This window comes from Rhizobium sp. KNZ2-6A (genome assembly GCF_056755475.1).
Window position 1 is genome coordinate 1 of the sequence record NZ_JBNDIC010000002.1, and the last position, 15,927, is coordinate 15,927.

15 protein-coding genes are annotated in these 15,927 nt (G+C 59.3%); 7 read left to right on the forward strand and 8 right to left on the reverse strand.

Features of this window, described 5'->3' with window-relative positions; translation table 11 throughout:
• The 6 genes from ACPYOP_RS01505 to ACPYOP_RS01530 all read right to left on the reverse strand — a co-directional run.
• On the reverse strand, positions 1-1,039 hold a 1,039-nt coding region (locus ACPYOP_RS01505), incomplete at its 3' end, for a glycosyltransferase family 2 protein (RefSeq protein WP_481408621.1).
• On the reverse strand, positions 1,036-1,974 hold the full coding sequence (locus tag ACPYOP_RS01510; RefSeq protein ID WP_481408622.1) for a glycosyltransferase family 2 protein: 939 nt from the start codon (positions 1,972-1,974) through the stop codon (positions 1,036-1,038). The genes ACPYOP_RS01510 and ACPYOP_RS01505, both read right to left, overlap by 4 nt.
• The gene (locus ACPYOP_RS01515) at positions 1,971-2,969 is read right to left on the reverse strand and encodes a glycosyltransferase family 2 protein (protein WP_481408623.1); all 999 of its coding nucleotides are present in this window, start codon (positions 2,967-2,969) and stop codon (positions 1,971-1,973) included. Before ACPYOP_RS01515 ends, ACPYOP_RS01510 begins: the two co-directional genes overlap by 4 nt.
• Positions 2,966-4,174 (reverse strand): glycosyl transferase family 1, encoded by a 1,209-nt coding sequence (locus ACPYOP_RS01520; protein WP_481408624.1) that lies wholly within the window; start codon positions 4,172-4,174, stop codon positions 2,966-2,968. The genes ACPYOP_RS01515 and ACPYOP_RS01520 overlap by 4 nt, the downstream gene beginning before the upstream one ends.
• 106 nt (positions 4,175-4,280) lie before the next feature.
• Entirely contained in the window at positions 4,281-5,084 is an 804-nt protein-coding gene (gene exoK / locus ACPYOP_RS01525; protein WP_481408625.1) for an endo-1,3-1,4-beta-glycanase ExoK, read from the reverse strand.
• 4 nt (positions 5,085-5,088) lie between these two features.
• A complete protein-coding gene (locus ACPYOP_RS01530; protein ID WP_481408626.1) occupies positions 5,089-6,174 on the reverse strand; it encodes an acyltransferase family protein in 1,086 nt (361 codons plus the stop codon).
• 721 nt (positions 6,175-6,895) lie between these two features.
• Between ACPYOP_RS01530 and ACPYOP_RS01535 the strand changes: the two genes are divergently transcribed.
• Both ACPYOP_RS01535 and ACPYOP_RS01540 read left to right on the forward strand, forming a co-directional pair.
• Complete coding sequence (locus tag ACPYOP_RS01535) at positions 6,896-7,855, forward strand: glycosyltransferase family 2 protein (RefSeq protein ID WP_481408627.1); 960 nt, start codon at positions 6,896-6,898, stop codon at positions 7,853-7,855.
• 86 nt (positions 7,856-7,941) lie between these two features.
• Complete coding sequence (locus ACPYOP_RS01540) at positions 7,942-8,886, forward strand: polysaccharide pyruvyl transferase family protein (RefSeq protein ID WP_481408628.1); 945 nt, start codon at positions 7,942-7,944, stop codon at positions 8,884-8,886.
• Positions 8,887-8,956: 70 nt separating this feature from the next.
• Here the strand turns inward: ACPYOP_RS01540 and ACPYOP_RS01545 are convergent, their stop codons facing one another.
• Together ACPYOP_RS01545 and ACPYOP_RS01550 are read right to left on the reverse strand one after the other, a co-directional pair.
• Positions 8,957-9,967, reverse strand: coding sequence for a glycosyltransferase family 2 protein (locus ACPYOP_RS01545; RefSeq protein WP_481408629.1), 1,011 nt, complete (start codon positions 9,965-9,967; stop codon positions 8,957-8,959).
• A gap of 101 nt (positions 9,968-10,068) precedes the next feature.
• The gene (locus ACPYOP_RS01550; RefSeq protein ID WP_481408630.1) at positions 10,069-10,359 is read right to left on the reverse strand and encodes an exopolysaccharide production repressor protein; all 291 of its coding nucleotides are present in this window, start codon (positions 10,357-10,359) and stop codon (positions 10,069-10,071) included.
• Positions 10,360-11,100: 741 nt separating this feature from the next.
• Here ACPYOP_RS01550 and ACPYOP_RS01555 point away from each other — a divergent pair.
• The 5 genes from ACPYOP_RS01555 (at position 11,101) to ACPYOP_RS01575 (ending at position 15,863) form a co-directional block, all read left to right on the forward strand.
• On the forward strand, positions 11,101-11,781 hold the full coding sequence (locus ACPYOP_RS01555) for a sugar transferase (RefSeq protein WP_481408631.1): 681 nt from the start codon (positions 11,101-11,103) through the stop codon (positions 11,779-11,781).
• A gap of 87 nt (positions 11,782-11,868) precedes the next feature.
• Positions 11,869-13,143: a polysaccharide biosynthesis/export family protein gene (locus ACPYOP_RS01560; protein ID WP_481408632.1), complete on the forward strand. Its 1,275-nt coding sequence runs from the start codon at positions 11,869-11,871 to the stop codon at positions 13,141-13,143.
• Between the two features lie 9 nt (positions 13,144-13,152).
• Complete coding sequence (locus tag ACPYOP_RS01565; protein ID WP_481408633.1) at positions 13,153-14,442, forward strand: O-antigen ligase family protein; 1,290 nt, start codon at positions 13,153-13,155, stop codon at positions 14,440-14,442.
• Positions 14,439-15,449 carry an acyltransferase family protein gene (locus tag ACPYOP_RS01570; protein ID WP_481408634.1) on the forward strand — a complete coding sequence of 337 codons (1,011 nt, stop codon included), beginning with the start codon at positions 14,439-14,441 and terminating at the stop codon, positions 15,447-15,449. The genes ACPYOP_RS01565 and ACPYOP_RS01570 overlap by 4 nt, the downstream gene beginning before the upstream one ends.
• Before the next feature lie 243 nt (positions 15,450-15,692).
• Positions 15,693-15,863, forward strand: coding sequence for a hypothetical protein (locus ACPYOP_RS01575; protein WP_481408635.1), 171 nt, complete (start codon positions 15,693-15,695; stop codon positions 15,861-15,863).
• Positions 15,864-15,927 lie beyond the last annotated feature (64 nt).

Below are 15,927 nucleotides of genomic sequence, written 5' to 3' on the forward strand. Positions count from 1 at the left end.
GGGGACTTTGGCTATATCTTTTTTTTTGGTGGGGCCGTGCACATTTTTTGGGCTGGGGTTTTTTTTTTTGTGGGGGGGGGGGGGGCGGCCCGCCGCCCCTCAGTCCGCCCCCCCCCCCACGAAAACGGGCGAAGATCGGCATGCTAAGATGACGCACGGCGCGCGGATTGAGGCAGGCGATCTTCAACATGGTCTGCAGTTCGCGCTCCTTGATGCTGTCGACCAGCTTCAGGAATGCGATGACGTCCTTCAGATTGCGCGTCCGTCGCCGCTGTGCGGCAAGGGCGGCAGCCCCAAAGGGATGTTCGGCGAAGAACCTGGTATCGGCGGCAAGCATGGCCTCTACATGATCTTGTCTAAGAACACGCGAGATCGAGCCGTCGCGAATGTAATACAAGTAGCCAACGGCCGGCTCGACGACGCAGACGCCTCCACGAGCAAGAGCGGAAGCGAGGAAAATGTAATCCTCGCCGATCCGCAGGGTCTCATCGAAGCGCAGACGATGCTTCTCGATGAAGGCGCGCTCGAAGACCGGCTTCATATAGCCGAAATTGTGCTCCGACTTGAAAATCATGTTCGAGGCGATGAATTTTGCCAGCGTCAACGTCGGCATGCGCGCCAGCATGGGCTCCGGAAACATGGGCAGCATTGTCCCGACGTCCTCGCGGATGACGTCGAGATTGTCGACCGCGATCTGCGCCTCAGCCCGTTCCGCCCGGGCGATCAGACGCGCCATGCGATCCGGCCGCAGGGCGTCATCTGAATCGAGCACGGCCACCCAGCGGCCACGGGCCGCATCAAGACCGGCATTGCGGGCAGCGCCCGGCCCGCCATTGCGGGCCATGGCAACGAGACGAACACGCGGATCGGGATGATTGCCGGCGATCTCGCGCGTTCCATCCGTCGAGCAATCGTCGACGACGATGACTTCCATACTGACGGCACCTTGCGCCAGCGCGCTGTCGATGGCGCGCTCAAGCGTTTCCTCGGCATTGTAGGCAGCGATGACGAAGCTGACATCGGGGATGAAATCCGTCATTGCGGCGCCTTCTCCAGACTTCCATATTGTTCGATTTCGCGAACTCCGAAGAGGCCGCTGACGACGCCGGCATGCAGGATGCCGCGCAGGCCATAGCGATGCCGCTTGATGGGAGAGGCTGCAAACAGCGCCGCTGCGGCAAAGCAAAAGCCGGATTTCGCGCCGGCGAGCGCGATCGCGCGCCAGCGTCCGAAGCCGCTCGCGGCCTCCAGCAGCATCCGCCCATGCGTCTGGCCCATGCGATACCGGCGCTTCGACAGCCAGGAAACCGTGGCGCGCTTGTCGGGAACGGGCTCATAGACCAGCGCATCCTCGGCATAGGCGATCCTGCCGCCGGCCTTGTGCATGTGGATGAAAAACTCGGTATCCTCGCCGCCGCTGCGCCCAAGCGCGATGTTGAAACGCCGGCCGGTAAGCGAGGGCGCACCTCGGCGCAGCAGCACATTGCAGGTGTAACCGGTGAGGATCTCTCCCGCGACCCAGACAGGCAATGTCGAATGGAAATCGCCACGCTGCATCCAGGCGGGCGCGACATTCGTATAGACGGCCTGGACGGGGCCGAGAACGGCATCGGCGCCGGTCGTATCGGCCATGATGAGCAATTCCGCCAGCCAATCTTCCGACGCGGTCTCGTCGTCATCGATGAAAGCGATGAAATCGCCGCTTGCGTGATCCAGGCAGGCATTGCGGGCAATCGAGATGTTCGATGCCGGGCAATGGACATAGACGATCTCAAAGGGCACGGCCGAACGCATGGCGTCGACACGTCCACGCGCGCTCGGCGTGACATCATTGTCGGCGACGATGACACGGACAATCGCGCCGGCGGGAACGGCAAGCACAGCAAGCGACAGCAGCGTCTGGTCAAGCTCTGCCCGGCGGTACGTGCAGACCGCGATATCGATCCTTATCGGACTTCGATAGACCTGTGTCATGACACGATCCTGCGGTTGCGGAAGCTGAAGACTTCCATCCAGAAACCCATCGACCAGGCGAAATGCATGACCATGGCCGAGATGGCGGCGAGCGGGCCGTAAGGGTTCTTCTGGCCGAGAGCGATCCAGAAGCCGTAGGCGATGCAGGCCACAGCCCAGAGGCCGACGGGAATGACGGCAATCCAGTTGAGTACGGCGAGGAAAGCGCCGATGAAGATCGGCACCACTGCAAGCGGCAGCATCTGGCGCAGGCTCGGCAGGCTGCGATGCTTGAGGATATTGCGCGCGCGGCCACGGCCGTAGCCGAGATACTGCTTGAAGAGCGTCGGGACGCTGGCGCGCGGATAATAGGTCATGGCCGTCTTGTCCGTGAGCCAGATCCGGAACCCTGCCTTGTGCAGCCGGTAATCCAGTTCGGCATCCTCGTTGTGGCTGAAGGTCTCGTCATAGCCGCCGACGGCGCGGAAGGCGGTGACCCGCATCAGCGCATGGTGCCCATGCTCGGCCCAGTGGCCCTTGGCACCTTCGCGATGCTTGGAGCCGCCATTGCCCAGCTTGGAATTCTGCGCCACGGCCGTTGCCTTCTGGAAGGCGCTGAAGCCCTTGGTGCGCATGGCGACGACAACGGAATCCGCGCCCGTGGCGTGGGCTTCCTTAACCAGCGTCTGGCAGTAATCGGCCGGATAGTCGCCATGAGCGTCGATACGGATGAAATAATCATAGTCGTCGCCGAAAGTGTCCATGGCGAGATTGATGGCCGCACTCTGCAGCCGCTTGGGATTGTCAAGCAGCAGGATGCGCGGATCTCCGGCGGCAATCTCCCGGACGATTTCGCGCGTGCGATCGGTGCTGCCGCCATCAGTCACCACGATTCTGGCATCGAGTTCGTCCAGAGCCTGCCCGAGCGTGCCGATCAGCGGCTCGATGTGCTTTTCCTCGTTGAGGCAGGGAATAACGATTATGCAACGCATGTCCCCTGAACTTCCGTTCGTCATTGCAATCCACCTCTATTGCGATGCAGTTGTGGGAGAGTCTTTATTTCGGCGATCTGTTCGTTGGCGCGCGTCAGCGACGCCAGCCGCTGCACCAGACCATGACAGTCGGCGCGATCCATCATCCATTGCTTGCGATCCTGCGACGCCACGGCGTCGAAGGCGACAACGTAACGCTGCTCGTCCATGTCGCCCAAAAGCGCCGCCAGCTGCGCGGCGCCGGCCGTATCGAGCGTGAGCCCGATCTTCCGGCTTGCCAGAAAGCGCGCCGTCTCGGTGCCCTCCATGGCGATGGGCACCGCACCATACAGGCCGCCTTCGTAAAGGCGGTTCGGCAGCAGCCAGCTCGAATTCAGGCCCTCTTCGAAGAAGTCGATCGCCCAGGAAAACTGGACATCGTTGTAGATTGCCTGGAGGTCCTCGGGATTCTTGTAGGCGCCGGCAAAGTGCATGAACGGCGCGTCGCGCACGAAGCCATCGAAATCGTCGAATTCCGAATAGGCGGGCCGGCCCCGCAGCGCGACCTCGAACCGCCCCTCCATCCGGCGGGAAAATTCATCGAGCAAGGTCAGCGACTTCCGGCAGCGAAGCGCGCCGAACCAGCCGATCTTCCATGGCTTGCCTGCGGCCGGCGGGCGGGCAACCGGCGCGACGGCGCTGACCGCTGGCTCGAGTGCCAGCACCTTGTTTTCGAGCAGCATGACCGGCAGACGCAGGCCGGAACGCGGGCGGAAGTAGCGCTCGACAAAGGCGGGAGAACTGGTGATGAGCAACGCCGCCTGCGAACCGAAGTGGCGCTCGGCGCTGCGAAGCGCGCCACCGACCACATCGTTGCGCAGCAGCAGCCGATGGATATCGAGGCATTCATAGACGATCGGCATATCGCCGCCGAACACGGATTTGGCGCGATTGGCCAGCGTCAGCATCTCGAGATTGCGGCCGATGATGACATCCGGTCTTACAACGGAGCGCAAGGCGCTGCGCAATTTCGCCGCCGATCTGGCCACTGCGGCAACACGTTGCGCAAACTGGGCGTCCTGTGTCTTGCCAAGCTCGATCGGTTCGATGCCATGGATAGCGGCAAGCGCGTTGTCGTCGCGCCGGAAGCCCGCCAGCGTCACGAGTGCCCCGCCGGCCTGCAGCATCAGCACCCGCCTGCGCACAGCCGGATCGGCAAGATCGTGAACGAAATAAAGAATATGCAGCATCAAAGTTTCCGCTTTTGCGCCCGGCCGAGACCGAGCGCCTGGTGTGGTTGGTGTTGCATCCGGGCATCGCAACCGACCGCGCAAGGCACTGCGCGACCAGTCAGGTTCAGTCGATCTTGCAGGTGATCGATTCCGGAAAGAGGCACTTCTCGCCCGCTGCGGTAAAGGCAACGCGCTTGATCTGCATGGCTGCCGGCTGGCCGGCATAGGCAAACTTGCCCATCCAGGCGCTCAGCGTGTCCGTGCCCCACAGGCTGAAGAAAATCTTCTGGGCGTTGGTCGGGATCTTCGAAGGATCGGTGACCTCCTGAACCAGCTTGCCGTTCACATAGTAACGCAGGCGATCCTTTTCCCAGACGAAGGCATAATCGTTGAACCCCTGATCGGCGCCGCCGGCAACCGGCACCAGCTTCTCGTTGCCGCCCTTGGCCGAGATATATTGGTTGACCTGGACTTGACCGGGATTCTTGCCGAGCACTTCGAAATCGATCTCGTCATGCGGCTTCTTGTCGGTCGGACCGATATAGGTGAAGAATGCCGAGTTGAGGCCGGATCCGGTAGCGGTACGATAGCGCGCCTCGTAGGTGCCGTAGCCGTAGCGCTTGGTGGTCTGGATCTCGCCGCAGGCGTAGTTCCGCTGACCGGTCTTGGACTGGATGAACTGCAGCTGCAGCATTCCGTCGGTGATGCTCACCTGCTTGCGCGACCAGGTACAATTCTGAAACGCCCCGTTGTTCCAGCCGTCCGAGATGTACCAGCGACTGGTGTCCAGTCGCTCGAAATTGTCGACGAAGGATGCCGCCGTCGGCTGATCATCCTGCGCGGACACGGCCTGCGGCATGAAGCAGGCACCCATAAGGGCGATGGAGACAAGACCAAGTCTTTGCATGCGGTTCTTCGATGTCGTCATGGCATCACCTTTGCTCGGAACGCGCACGCCGATCTTCGGCGGCGCGGATCTGAACGGCATTGGCTTCGGCCAGTGGGCGCGTCCGGCTGCCGGTCAGCAGGTTGTAGAGGCTCGGCAGGGCGGAACGCGCCATGCCATTCGTCAGGGGCAGCAGCAGCAAGGCAAGCGCCGGCGCCAGAAGATAGAAAATCGGATAGAGCTCGCTGCCGCCGCGCTTCCAAAGAACCCAGAGGCAGAAAAGCAGCGGATAATGGGCACAGAAAATCCAGAAGCTGAGGCTGCCGGTTCCCGCCAGCTTCCGCCCGATGCGGCTGCGGATGAAGATCGACGACAGCGCCCAGAATCCTGGAATGCCGACGATCACCATCAGATTGCGGCAAACCTCGAGCCACAAGGGCAAACCGGGTCCCGCGAGATAGGCGGCGGTTGCCAGAAGTGCTGCAAGCGCAATGAAGCCGGGAGCGATCAGGGCGACATATCGATCCAAGGCCGTCACGTCGACGCGGTAGAGGCTGAGATAGATCCCGAAGCTGAAGCTGAAGAGGATCGAATTGCGCAGCACGATGCCGATCGATACCGGCCAGGCCGCGAGGAGAAGCAGGGAAATCAGCGTCAGCAATGGCGCACGGCTGATGAGAAAGGCAAGGATTGGCGACAGCAGGATGCAGACGAAAAGATCACGCAGGAAGTAAAGCGGCAGATTGATCGGAGCGCCGTCGATCGCGAACAGAAGAGTCGATAGTTTGTGCGGAGTAGATTCCGACAAATCCGGCAGATATCCGTCACCAATTCCGTAGTATTGGAGGATCAGCACGAATACAAAGAACGCGCTGTTCCACAGCATGAAAGGCAGAATGACTGTCTTTGTCTTTCGGCGAATAATCTTCCCATAGTCCAGCGATGTCGTGCCTTGGCGAAACAACAGGTAACCTGAAATCGCGCTCAGGCAGGGGACGCCGACGCGGAACAGGCTGTCACGAAGGAACACCCGAAGCCAGTCGAAAAGGCCATATGCGCCGTTGAACGGGCTGGTACGCGTATCGAACGGTATATGGACAAAGATGATGCCCGAGATGAGTACGATACGCATGAGGTTTATCCGCGAAGACACGTTGGCAGTCACATTCACGATGTCTGTCACCCCTTCTTCGTGCTGCATCCCCCCTTGCAGCTATTTCGTTCAGAGCAGAGCAGAGCTCGCAGAACTAACCTAGGGCGATCTTTGGAAAGGGAATATGGCGGCGCAGCAAAAATGGGTGAAAAATGATACTCTACACCGTGTTGGAGCGATCCTTTCGGACGGCCCGAAAGCCTGAACAATTGTCTTGCGCCCGAGAAAAACCGTGTGAAAAAAAAGGCTTAAGGAAAAGCAGGGCATTTTTGACGCCGACTTCACGCAAGATTTTCAGCGCAGTCGGATTTTTACCGGAGGGTGAAGATTTTTTGCAGCGCAGCAGACTTCGCAGTGCGAAGCATGACCAAAATGCGACACTATTGCAATCGATATGGGAATATCGGCCCGCACCGCTCTTCTCATGAGTGCAATGCCGTCCAATCCTGAGAACCGATGTGTCACAACAGATCGCCGAGGAAACAATTCGACATCGCGCATCCGGCGGGGATAAAGTTTGAGAAATCTCCGCCTTCGACATTGCTCCCTACCGAATGGACGCTACCTGTTGGCGTCGCGGCGGCATCCATCACCGGGCAAACAGCCAAGGATTGGCGGTGGATGCAGCCGAGAAGCCGATGGTTACGTCCCCGGGGATAAGGCCGCAAACTCTTGGATTGAAAACCGTAAAGGCGGGAAAATGGCGTCTCTCACGATTGTTATTCCGTTCTATCAGAAGCAACCGGGCGTTCTGCAGCGCGCCTTGAGATCGATATCCCGGCAAACCTTTCAGGATTTCGATATCCTCATCGTCGATGACGCATCGCCGTTTCCGGCGGAAAAAGAACTGCAATCGCTGGGCGCCGATGAGCGCGCGCGCATCCGCGTCATCCGTCAGACCAATGCCGGACCGGGTGGGGCACGCAACACCGGTCTCGACAACGTGCCCGCCGCCAGCCGCTTTGTCGCATTCCTCGATTCCGACGACGAATGGGCGCCCGAGCATCTGAGCAATGCGTTCGAGGCGCTGACGCGTCATGACGCCGATTGCTATTGGGATTCCATCGACGGAGGCGAAGAGTTCTACTATCATTTCAGCATCGCGGAGCTCGCGAAATCAGCCGATATCGTACGGCTCTCGGACAAGCCGGCCATCATCGAAATCCCCAATGTCGCCAGCGTCATGCTGCAGGACTGGAGCTTCCTGCACATGTCCTGCATGGTGATCGGCAGGCCTCTCTTCGAAAAGGTGCGCTTCGAACCGACATTGCGGCTGGCGGCGGAGGATGTCCTTTATTTCTGCGACTGTATCCTGGCGGCCAAGCGCGTGCTGTTGTGCGAAAACGCCGGCGCGTTGCGTGGCGAGGGCGTGAACATCTTTCACAGCATCGACAATGATTCCCCGCAATTCCTGCGTCAGCAATTCAATACCTGGACGGCGCTCAACACGCTGGAAGAGAGATTCTCGCGCCGACCGCAGGATGTCGCCGCCATCCGTCTCTACAAGAATCGCGCCCGTCGCCAGGCGCTTTGGAGCCAGGCGCGGCAGCTGCGGCAGCGACGCCTGCCGCAATTTGGATTGCTGGCAAAATGGGCCTTGCGCGACCCCGCAATTTTGCAAAGCGCGATGCGGCTTGCCGTGGGCAAACTCGCGCCCTAGATTGTGCGCCGCAGCATAAGCTGTGCATGCCGCACCCAAGAGCCATCGGCATGCCCCGTTATCGTTTGGTCAGCAAGGAGTCCTGCATGAAGCCGTTCCACTGGGAATCCACCCATGGCAATTTCGGTGACGATCTCAATCTCTGGCTCTGGGATTTCCTGCTTCCCGGCCTTCGCAGCGTTCATGAAGAAACGTTGCTGGTCGGCGTCGGAACCGTTCTCAACACGGAAATCCTGCCAGCCGACGGACGCAAGCTCGTCATCGGCAGCGGCTTCGGCTACGGTTCCCTTCCCGACATGCGCGACAGGTCGCAATGGGACATCCGCAGCGTTCGCGGCCCCCTGACAGCGGAGAAGATCGGTTTGCCGGCCGAAATGGGCATTGTCGATCCCGCCGTGTTGGTGACGGAAATGCCGGAATTCCGGAACATTTCCAAGAACGGCCGGCGCACTTTCATACCGCATTGGGAATCGGCTGCCGCCGGCCTCTGGCCCGAGATCTGCAAGACCGTCGGCCTTTCCTATCTCGACCCCCGTGGCGAGGCGAAGGCCGTGATCCGCGAAATCGCGGCCTCCGAGCTGATCGTCGCGGAATCCATGCATGGCGCCATCCTTGCCGATGCCTTCCGCGTCCCGTGGATCGCGGTCAGCTCTTCGCGGTCCATCAACAGCTTCAAATGGAACGACTGGGCGCGCTCACTCGGCGTGACCTATGCGCCGAAGCACATCCCCGTTTCCACCCGCGCCGAAGCGATCGCCAAGGGCGCCAGGTTCTGGGGCGTCGGCTTCGAACGCAGCAAGCAAGCTGCCGCCGAACTCGAAAAGCAGCGATACGGGGAAAATGTCATGCTTGCCGATCCCGAGCAGACCACGTTCCGGGTCATGGCAAAGCAGGCGCTTGCCGTGCCTTCAGCGCTCGCTCTCTGGCAGGCCAGCAAGGCAAAGCCGCAGCTGAGCAAGGACATAACACTCGCAGCCTGCAAGGAACGCCTGCTCGGCGCGATCGAAGGTGTGCGGCGCGATTATCTCTAAAGCAATTCCGGCGCTGAGCGGTTTGGCGGTTCCGTGAAACGCCGAACCGCTCCAAATTTTCGAGAGATCCCTATTCCGGAGCGGCCTGCAGGAGATAGCGCAGACCGTTCGCGCCGGAATGTGCGATGGGCGCGCCGCCACGCTTGCGGAAACGCTCCGTCTTGTCCGCCAGGATGCCGCCGGCGATCGCCGGAACGGCGAAGGGATGCGAGAGCGCATAGGCCGCAGCCGACAGCAGGCCGGACTGCGATTTGACATCGAGGAAATGCCGCAACTCGTAGCGGTCGCGAATATGCTGCTCGTGGCGGCGGATCACGGCTGCATCCCCCGAAGAAAGGCCGCCCTTTGCAAGGATGGCCCGGTCGGCTTCATAGAGCCGCCGTAGATCCTCGGTCCTGTGCCGGCCGCTCAGGGAATCGCTGCGCACGACCGCACCATAGCCGCAGCTATGGATGATCTTGTAGCGCGCAGCTTTGGCCAGCGCACGCACATAGAGATCGTAGTCCTCGCCGAGGCGCAAGGATTCGTCATAGCGCAGGCCATGCGCGTCCAGAAAAGAACGCCGCATCAAGGGTTTGAGAAAGCCGATCTCGCCACGGCGCACGCCCCGCTTGGAAATATTGCCCTCGACGAAGGCAACGAGATCGAGAAAGCGCGGCTTCGCGTCGAAGTGATCGAGCCTTGCATGGGCATCCGGAACCGTATCGGCATTGACGAAGGCGATATTGTCGGCGACGAAATCCCAATCGTCGGCGGCAAGCAACGCGGCGAAACGCCCTGGGAAGAAGAAATCATCCGCATCGAGAATGCCGATCAACGGAGCCTTGGATATCTCGATCGCGTGATTGCGTGCGGCTGCGGGGCCGCGGTTCTTCTCGAATTCCCGGATCGTCAGCCTGCCGCTGTTATCGTCGGCGCTGGCGGCGGCTGCGGCGGTTCCGTCCGTCGAGCCGTCGTCGATGACGACGACTTCCGCCACTTCCGGCTCCCGGAGAGCCGAGGCAACAGCCAGGCCGATGGTGTCGCTGGCATTTTTTGCGGCGATGATTACGCAGACGCCTTTTTCTGCACTGTCGGTCACGTCAGCCTCCAATGGTTCTGCCGGAGACTTAGGACATGGCTCCGATCCGGCAACCGCCGGACCGGCAAAAGATCTGCCTGGTAACTCGACTTAAGGCCGCTTTAAGGATTGAACGGCTCGGAGCGCTTGAAATTGGATGTGGAGAGGCCGCCGATCTTCGTATCCTCCTGGCCCGGCGCGAGCCCCTTGTCTTCGGTCAGGAAGGCATGGCGCGACCTGCGCTCTTTCCAGACGAGATAGAGCACGCCCAGAAAATAGCCGATCTGCAGGAGGACGGCACAGATGATCGTCTCGATCAACGTGGTCCAAAGAGAGTTGGTCAAAAAGTATGTTGCGACAGCAAATACGATCAGCGTACCCAACATGCTGATGAAAACGCGCGGTGCGTACATAATCTTACCTCGCCCGCGAAACTATCATGTGAAAAGCGATCAAGGTCTTTCCTCCCTTATCAGACCTGAAAGTCAAATATATTTTATGATTCATTGAGATTCAACCAAGTCACAGTGATCCGTTGCGAATTGAGACGATCCTAAAGCCGCGCCTGTTAAAACTACACCTCGATTATAATTACAATTGAATTTGTTCATCTTTCTCTTTGCAATTATACGGATGCCTGGCCTTAACGTACAATCATAGCGACAGACGCGGTCGGCCAAATGCCCCTCGCTTCCTCATCAATTCAATCAACTTTTATTACAAAGTCCTGGAAAAGCCGCCATCAGTATGTGCGCCGCAAAATATTGCTGCACTGCAATATATCCTGTGAAGACGTCAAGATGGCATCAAGATAGCATATAGCTGAAGGGAGAACGATCAGAAGCTTTCGAAACCAATGATAATGAACAACTTACTGTTCACCACCTACAATATCCTTAGAAACTGTCGACTATGGGGCTGGAGAGCTATCAACCCTGCCATTATACGAGGTTTGATACAGTACAACCCATCCATTGCCGATCACAGATTTAAACCAAGTCACCATCAATGCGGTAAATATATACCGCCATGCCATATCGCTACAAAAGTTTGGCTTAAAAAGTCCAATTCCCAACCTACACTCCGTTCATCGCGGCTCTAGTTACGCGTCCGAGAATTTCCGACCAATCGTCAACATGAATGGAGTTTTCTCTATGAAGTCTGCGACGAGATCGGCCACATCGGCTTTTTTCAGCGCCGTGGAAAGCGACGTCTTTCCGCCAACTGGTGGGGTATTGAAACGCGTTTTCGACGTCTCCATCGCAATGACCGCTCTGGTTCTCATCAGCCCGCTCTTCCTGATGCTGATGCTGCTGGTGAAACTTACGGACCAGGGTCCCGCCTTCTACGGCCATCGCCGTATCGGGCATAATGGCAAGAGCTTCCGCTGCCTGAAGTTCCGCACCATGGTCGTCAACGGCGACAAGGTTCTGCAGGCCCACCTCCAAGCTAATCCGAAGGCGATGGAAGAGTGGCGCGCAACGCGCAAGCTGCAGGACGACCCTCGCGTCACCGTCGTCGGCGCGGTGCTGCGCAAGCTCAGCCTCGACGAACTGCCGCAGCTGATCAACATCATCCGCGGCGAGATGAGCATCGTCGGCCCGCGGCCGGTCGTGGAGGACGAGCTCGAGCTCTATGAGACCGCGGCGATCTATTATCTGCAGTCCCGCCCCGGCCTGACCGGTCTATGGCAGGTCAGCGGCCGCAACGACGTCTCCTATGCCAGCCGTGTCGCCTTCGACACGCATTATGTGAAGAACTGGTCGCTCAGCAGCGACATGATGATCATCGCCAAAACCATTCCTGCGGTCTGCCTCTCGCGCGGCAGCTATTGATGATGACCGGCAGATACCGCGGGGTTCGTTTCCTGCGGTTTTCCCGCGCTCGGCGGGGCTGCCAACCACTAACAGGGAAGATCCTGCATGATTGAATTTCGGCCTTTCAAGAGGCTTGTTCGCATGAATACATCTCTTCGATGCGCTGCTTTCGTCGCTCTCAGCCTTGGCGCAGCGTCCGTCCCGGCTTCAGCCGACAATCTTCCCGGATATCATCTGGGCGTCATGGACAAGCTGCATGTGCGCGTTGCCGAATGGCAGACCGCAGAAGGCACCGTTCGCGACTGGTCCTCGATTTCAGGCGACTACGCAGTAGGCCCCTCGGGCTCGATCTCCGTTCCTTTCATCGGCGACATGCCTGCGGTCGGCAAGACCACGGATCAGATCGCCGAAGCCATCGGCCTCGGGCTGCAGAAGCAGTTCGGCCTGCGTGATCGCCCCTCGGCCTCGGTCGAACTCTCCCAGTTCCGCCCGATCTATCTTTCAGGCGAGGTGCAGAATCCCGGCGAATATCCCTTCGCGCCCAATCTCACCGTGCTCAAGGCCGTCAGCCTTGGGGGCGGCATGCGTCGCGCCGATGCCGGCCAGCGTTTCGCGCGGGATTTCATCAACGCCAAGGGCGACGCCGTCGTCTACATGGCCGAGCGCGGTCGTCTTCTGATGCGCAAGGCGCGCCTGCTGGCCGAACTGGCCGGCAAGGACGAAATCGAGGTTCCACCGGAACTCAAGCAGACGCCGCAAGCGGAAAGTGTGCTTGCAAGCGAGCGGGCGCTGATGCAGACCCGCAGCGAGCGCATGAAGAACCAGCTGAAGACCCTGGAAGATCTGAAAACCCTTCTGCAGAACGAAGTCGAAGCGCTTTCGAAAAAGAACGATACGCAGAGCCGTCAGCTTGACTTGGCAAAGGCCGACCGCGACAAGGTCGAAAGCCTGGCCGAACGCGGGCTTGAGCTTGCCTCCCGCCGGATTTCGGCCGAACAGCGCGCCTCCGATCTGGAAGCGACCCTTCTCGATACGGAAACGGCGTCGCTGAAGGCCAAGCAGGACATCAACAAGGCCACCCAGGACGAGAATACGGTGCATAACGACTGGCAGAGCTCACTGGCCAAAGACATGCAGGATACCGATACACAGCTGGAAACCCTGCAGCTGAAGCTCTCGACCAGCCAGTCGCTGATGCAGGAAGCGCTTGCCCAGTCCTCGGATGCAAGCAACCTCGATCCCAGCGGCCAGAGCGTGAGCGTCACCTACACGATCATTCGCGACGAGAACGGCCAATCGAAGGAAATCCAGGCCCAGGAGAATACGCAGGTATTGCCCGGTGATCTGATCAAGGTCAGCACCGGTCTTGCCATGCGCTAAGGAAAGTCGATGCGGATAGCCAAATCGATCTTTGTCCGTCCCGGCAGCAACGCCACCTATGGCATGGTGGCGATTGCTCTCTCCTTCTTCGCCTTTGCCTATTCCTCGCGCTTCGGCCAGGCTTCGATCCTGCTCTATTACGCGCTCTGGTTCCCGCTGGTCATGATCGACTATCGCAATGTGCTCGGCAGCTACCAGAAGCAGCTCTGGCTTTTCGCCTTCGGCGTCTTGACCTGCCTGTCGATCTTCTGGTCGGTCGTACCCTCCGTGACGGCGCGCGCGGCTGTCCAGTATATGACGCATATTTTCTGCGCGTTGGTCGCCATGCGCACGCTCGATATCCGCACGCTGGCGCGCGGCGCGATCGCCGGCACCGGCATCGTGCTCGTCTATTCGATATTGTTCGGCTATTATGCCTATGATCCGATCGACGGAACCTACAGCTTCGTCGGCGCCTTCGACTCCAAGAACCAGCTCGGCTTTTATGCCTCGATCGGCATCTATTTCGCCTTTACCGCCGTTTTCGTTCTCGGCGAACGGCGAATCTGGATGCTGGGCGCGGGAATTGCCGGCCTGCTATCCGCCTATTGCCTGCTTGCCTCGCAATCGGCAACCTCGGTGCTGACGACCGGGCTGGTGGTGTTTTTGTGCATTAGCCTGCGCGGCATCCTCTACCTGTCACCCAGACAGCGCAAAAGGCTGTTCGTGACTGTCGCCGTCTCCGGCGTCGTCCTCGCGGTGGCCGGGGTCTATCTCGGCGCGGTCGATCTTGTGCTCGGCGCCTTCGGCAAGGATTCCACGCTCACCGGGCGTACCTACCTTTGGCAGCAGGGCATCGCCGCAGCCCAGCAGAACCCGTTCTTCGGGATCGGCTATCAGGCATATTGGGTCCAGGGCTTCTCCGAACCCGAACGACTGTGGGATGAGTTTTTCATCGCTTCGCGGGCCGGCTTCCATTTCCACAATACCTATATCGAAACCGCGGTGGAAACCGGGCTCGTCGGCGTATTCCTGCTCGCCTCGATCCTGCTGACGGCCTTTATCGGCCATATCAACCGCTTCCTGAGCGATATTAGGAACGATGAATCCTACATCCTTCTGGGTGTCGCGACCCTGTTGCTGATCCGTTCTTTCGTGGAGATCGATATTCTGAATCCGTACCATGTCGGCTCCTTCCTGTTCTATTTCACGGCAGGAAAGCTCTCCATGCGAGCGCGCGTAAACGCGCCACTGCCCGCCAGCGATGACCGGATGCCATTCGCGACGCCTGTAAACTGGGAGCCGCAGACGGGCCGATGAAGACACTCTTCGGTATCCAGTATCTCCGTGCCTTTGCCGCGCTTGCCGTGGTGTTCTTTCACGCCGCCGAGCGCAGCGGCGGCCATTTTCGCATTGGGGCTGCCGGCGTCGACGTCTTCTTCGTCATCAGCGGCTTCATCATGTGGACCATGAGCGAACGCCGTCCGGTCACGCCGCTACGCTTCGTGCTGGATCGCCTCCAGCGTATCGCGCCGTCCTACTGGATCGTCACGGCCATCATGATCGGCGGGGCAGCCGTCGGCCTGTTTCCGAACCTGAAGCTGACGGCAAGCCATATTTTCGGTTCGCTGCTGTTCATTCCAGCCCGCTCGCCAAACGATAGCAACGAGATCTGGCCAGTCCTGGTTCAGGGATGGACGCTGAACTTCGAGATGTTCTTCTATGTCATCTTCGCGGTCTGCCTGTTCCTGCCGCGACGCTTGCGTCTCGGCAGTCTGATCGGCGTCTTTGTCGCCTTCGTCATCGCCGGCGCGATCATCCATCCGCAATCGCCGTTGCTTGTCACCTATACGCGGCCGATCATTCTCGAATTCGTGGCGGGTGCGGTTCTCGGGCAGCTCTGGCTGAAAGGAAATATTCCGGGAATAGGCCTTGGCCTTGCGCTCATGGTCGCGGCGATCGGCGGCTTTGCGGCCATTGAAATTCTGGGCCTCGAATTCAACGAGATAACCTGCGGTCCCCTAGCCATAGCGCTGGTACTGGGCATGGTTTCGGTCGAGCGCAGCGGCAAGCTGCCGCAGATTGCGCCGCTCACTTATCTCGGCAACGGCTCCTACTCCATCTATCTTTGGCACACGCTGGCAATCTCGGTCGTGGTGAAGCTTGCGACATCGACACCGATCCCTTCCGATGTGGTCGCCTTCCTCGGCGTTATTGCAGGCACCGTGCTTGGAATATTTGCCTATGAACTGGTCGAAAAGCCGCTGCGCAATCTTCTGAAGACCTTGAGCTGGCAGAGATCGCGCCCCTCGCCCTCGCGCGCCTAAAGCGCGTCGCGATCTTCCAGATTCGCTTTTCACGCTTTAGGTCTTTGATTTTACGCATGTCGTTGCCGCAAAACCGCTACACACTTTTGCGCGACATGCATTAGCGAAGCGTCCGAGCGACCGTCCCGAAAGAAACGGCGTATTGTCTCCCATGCAATTTTGCTGGAGTTGTTCCAGCAATCTGGCGGAAACCACAATCCATCGCCCCTCCGTGCCCTTTTCATCGGGTTGCTGTGGGCTCTGGTGGGTGCCACCTTCTGGGCAATCATGCTGCCCGATCGCTGGGTCGTGCGCCTTTATTCCACGCTTCTTTCGACGAAAGACCATGGCGCGCCGGCCGCTCGCGACAAGGCCATGCACGCCCCCACAAGCGCCCGTCCTCCGGTCAGAACCGATAACATCGGCGAAGTATAACCATGGCTGCGCATCGGCCAGAAAGATCGAATAAAACCCAATAAAATCCATGGGTTGAAATAAA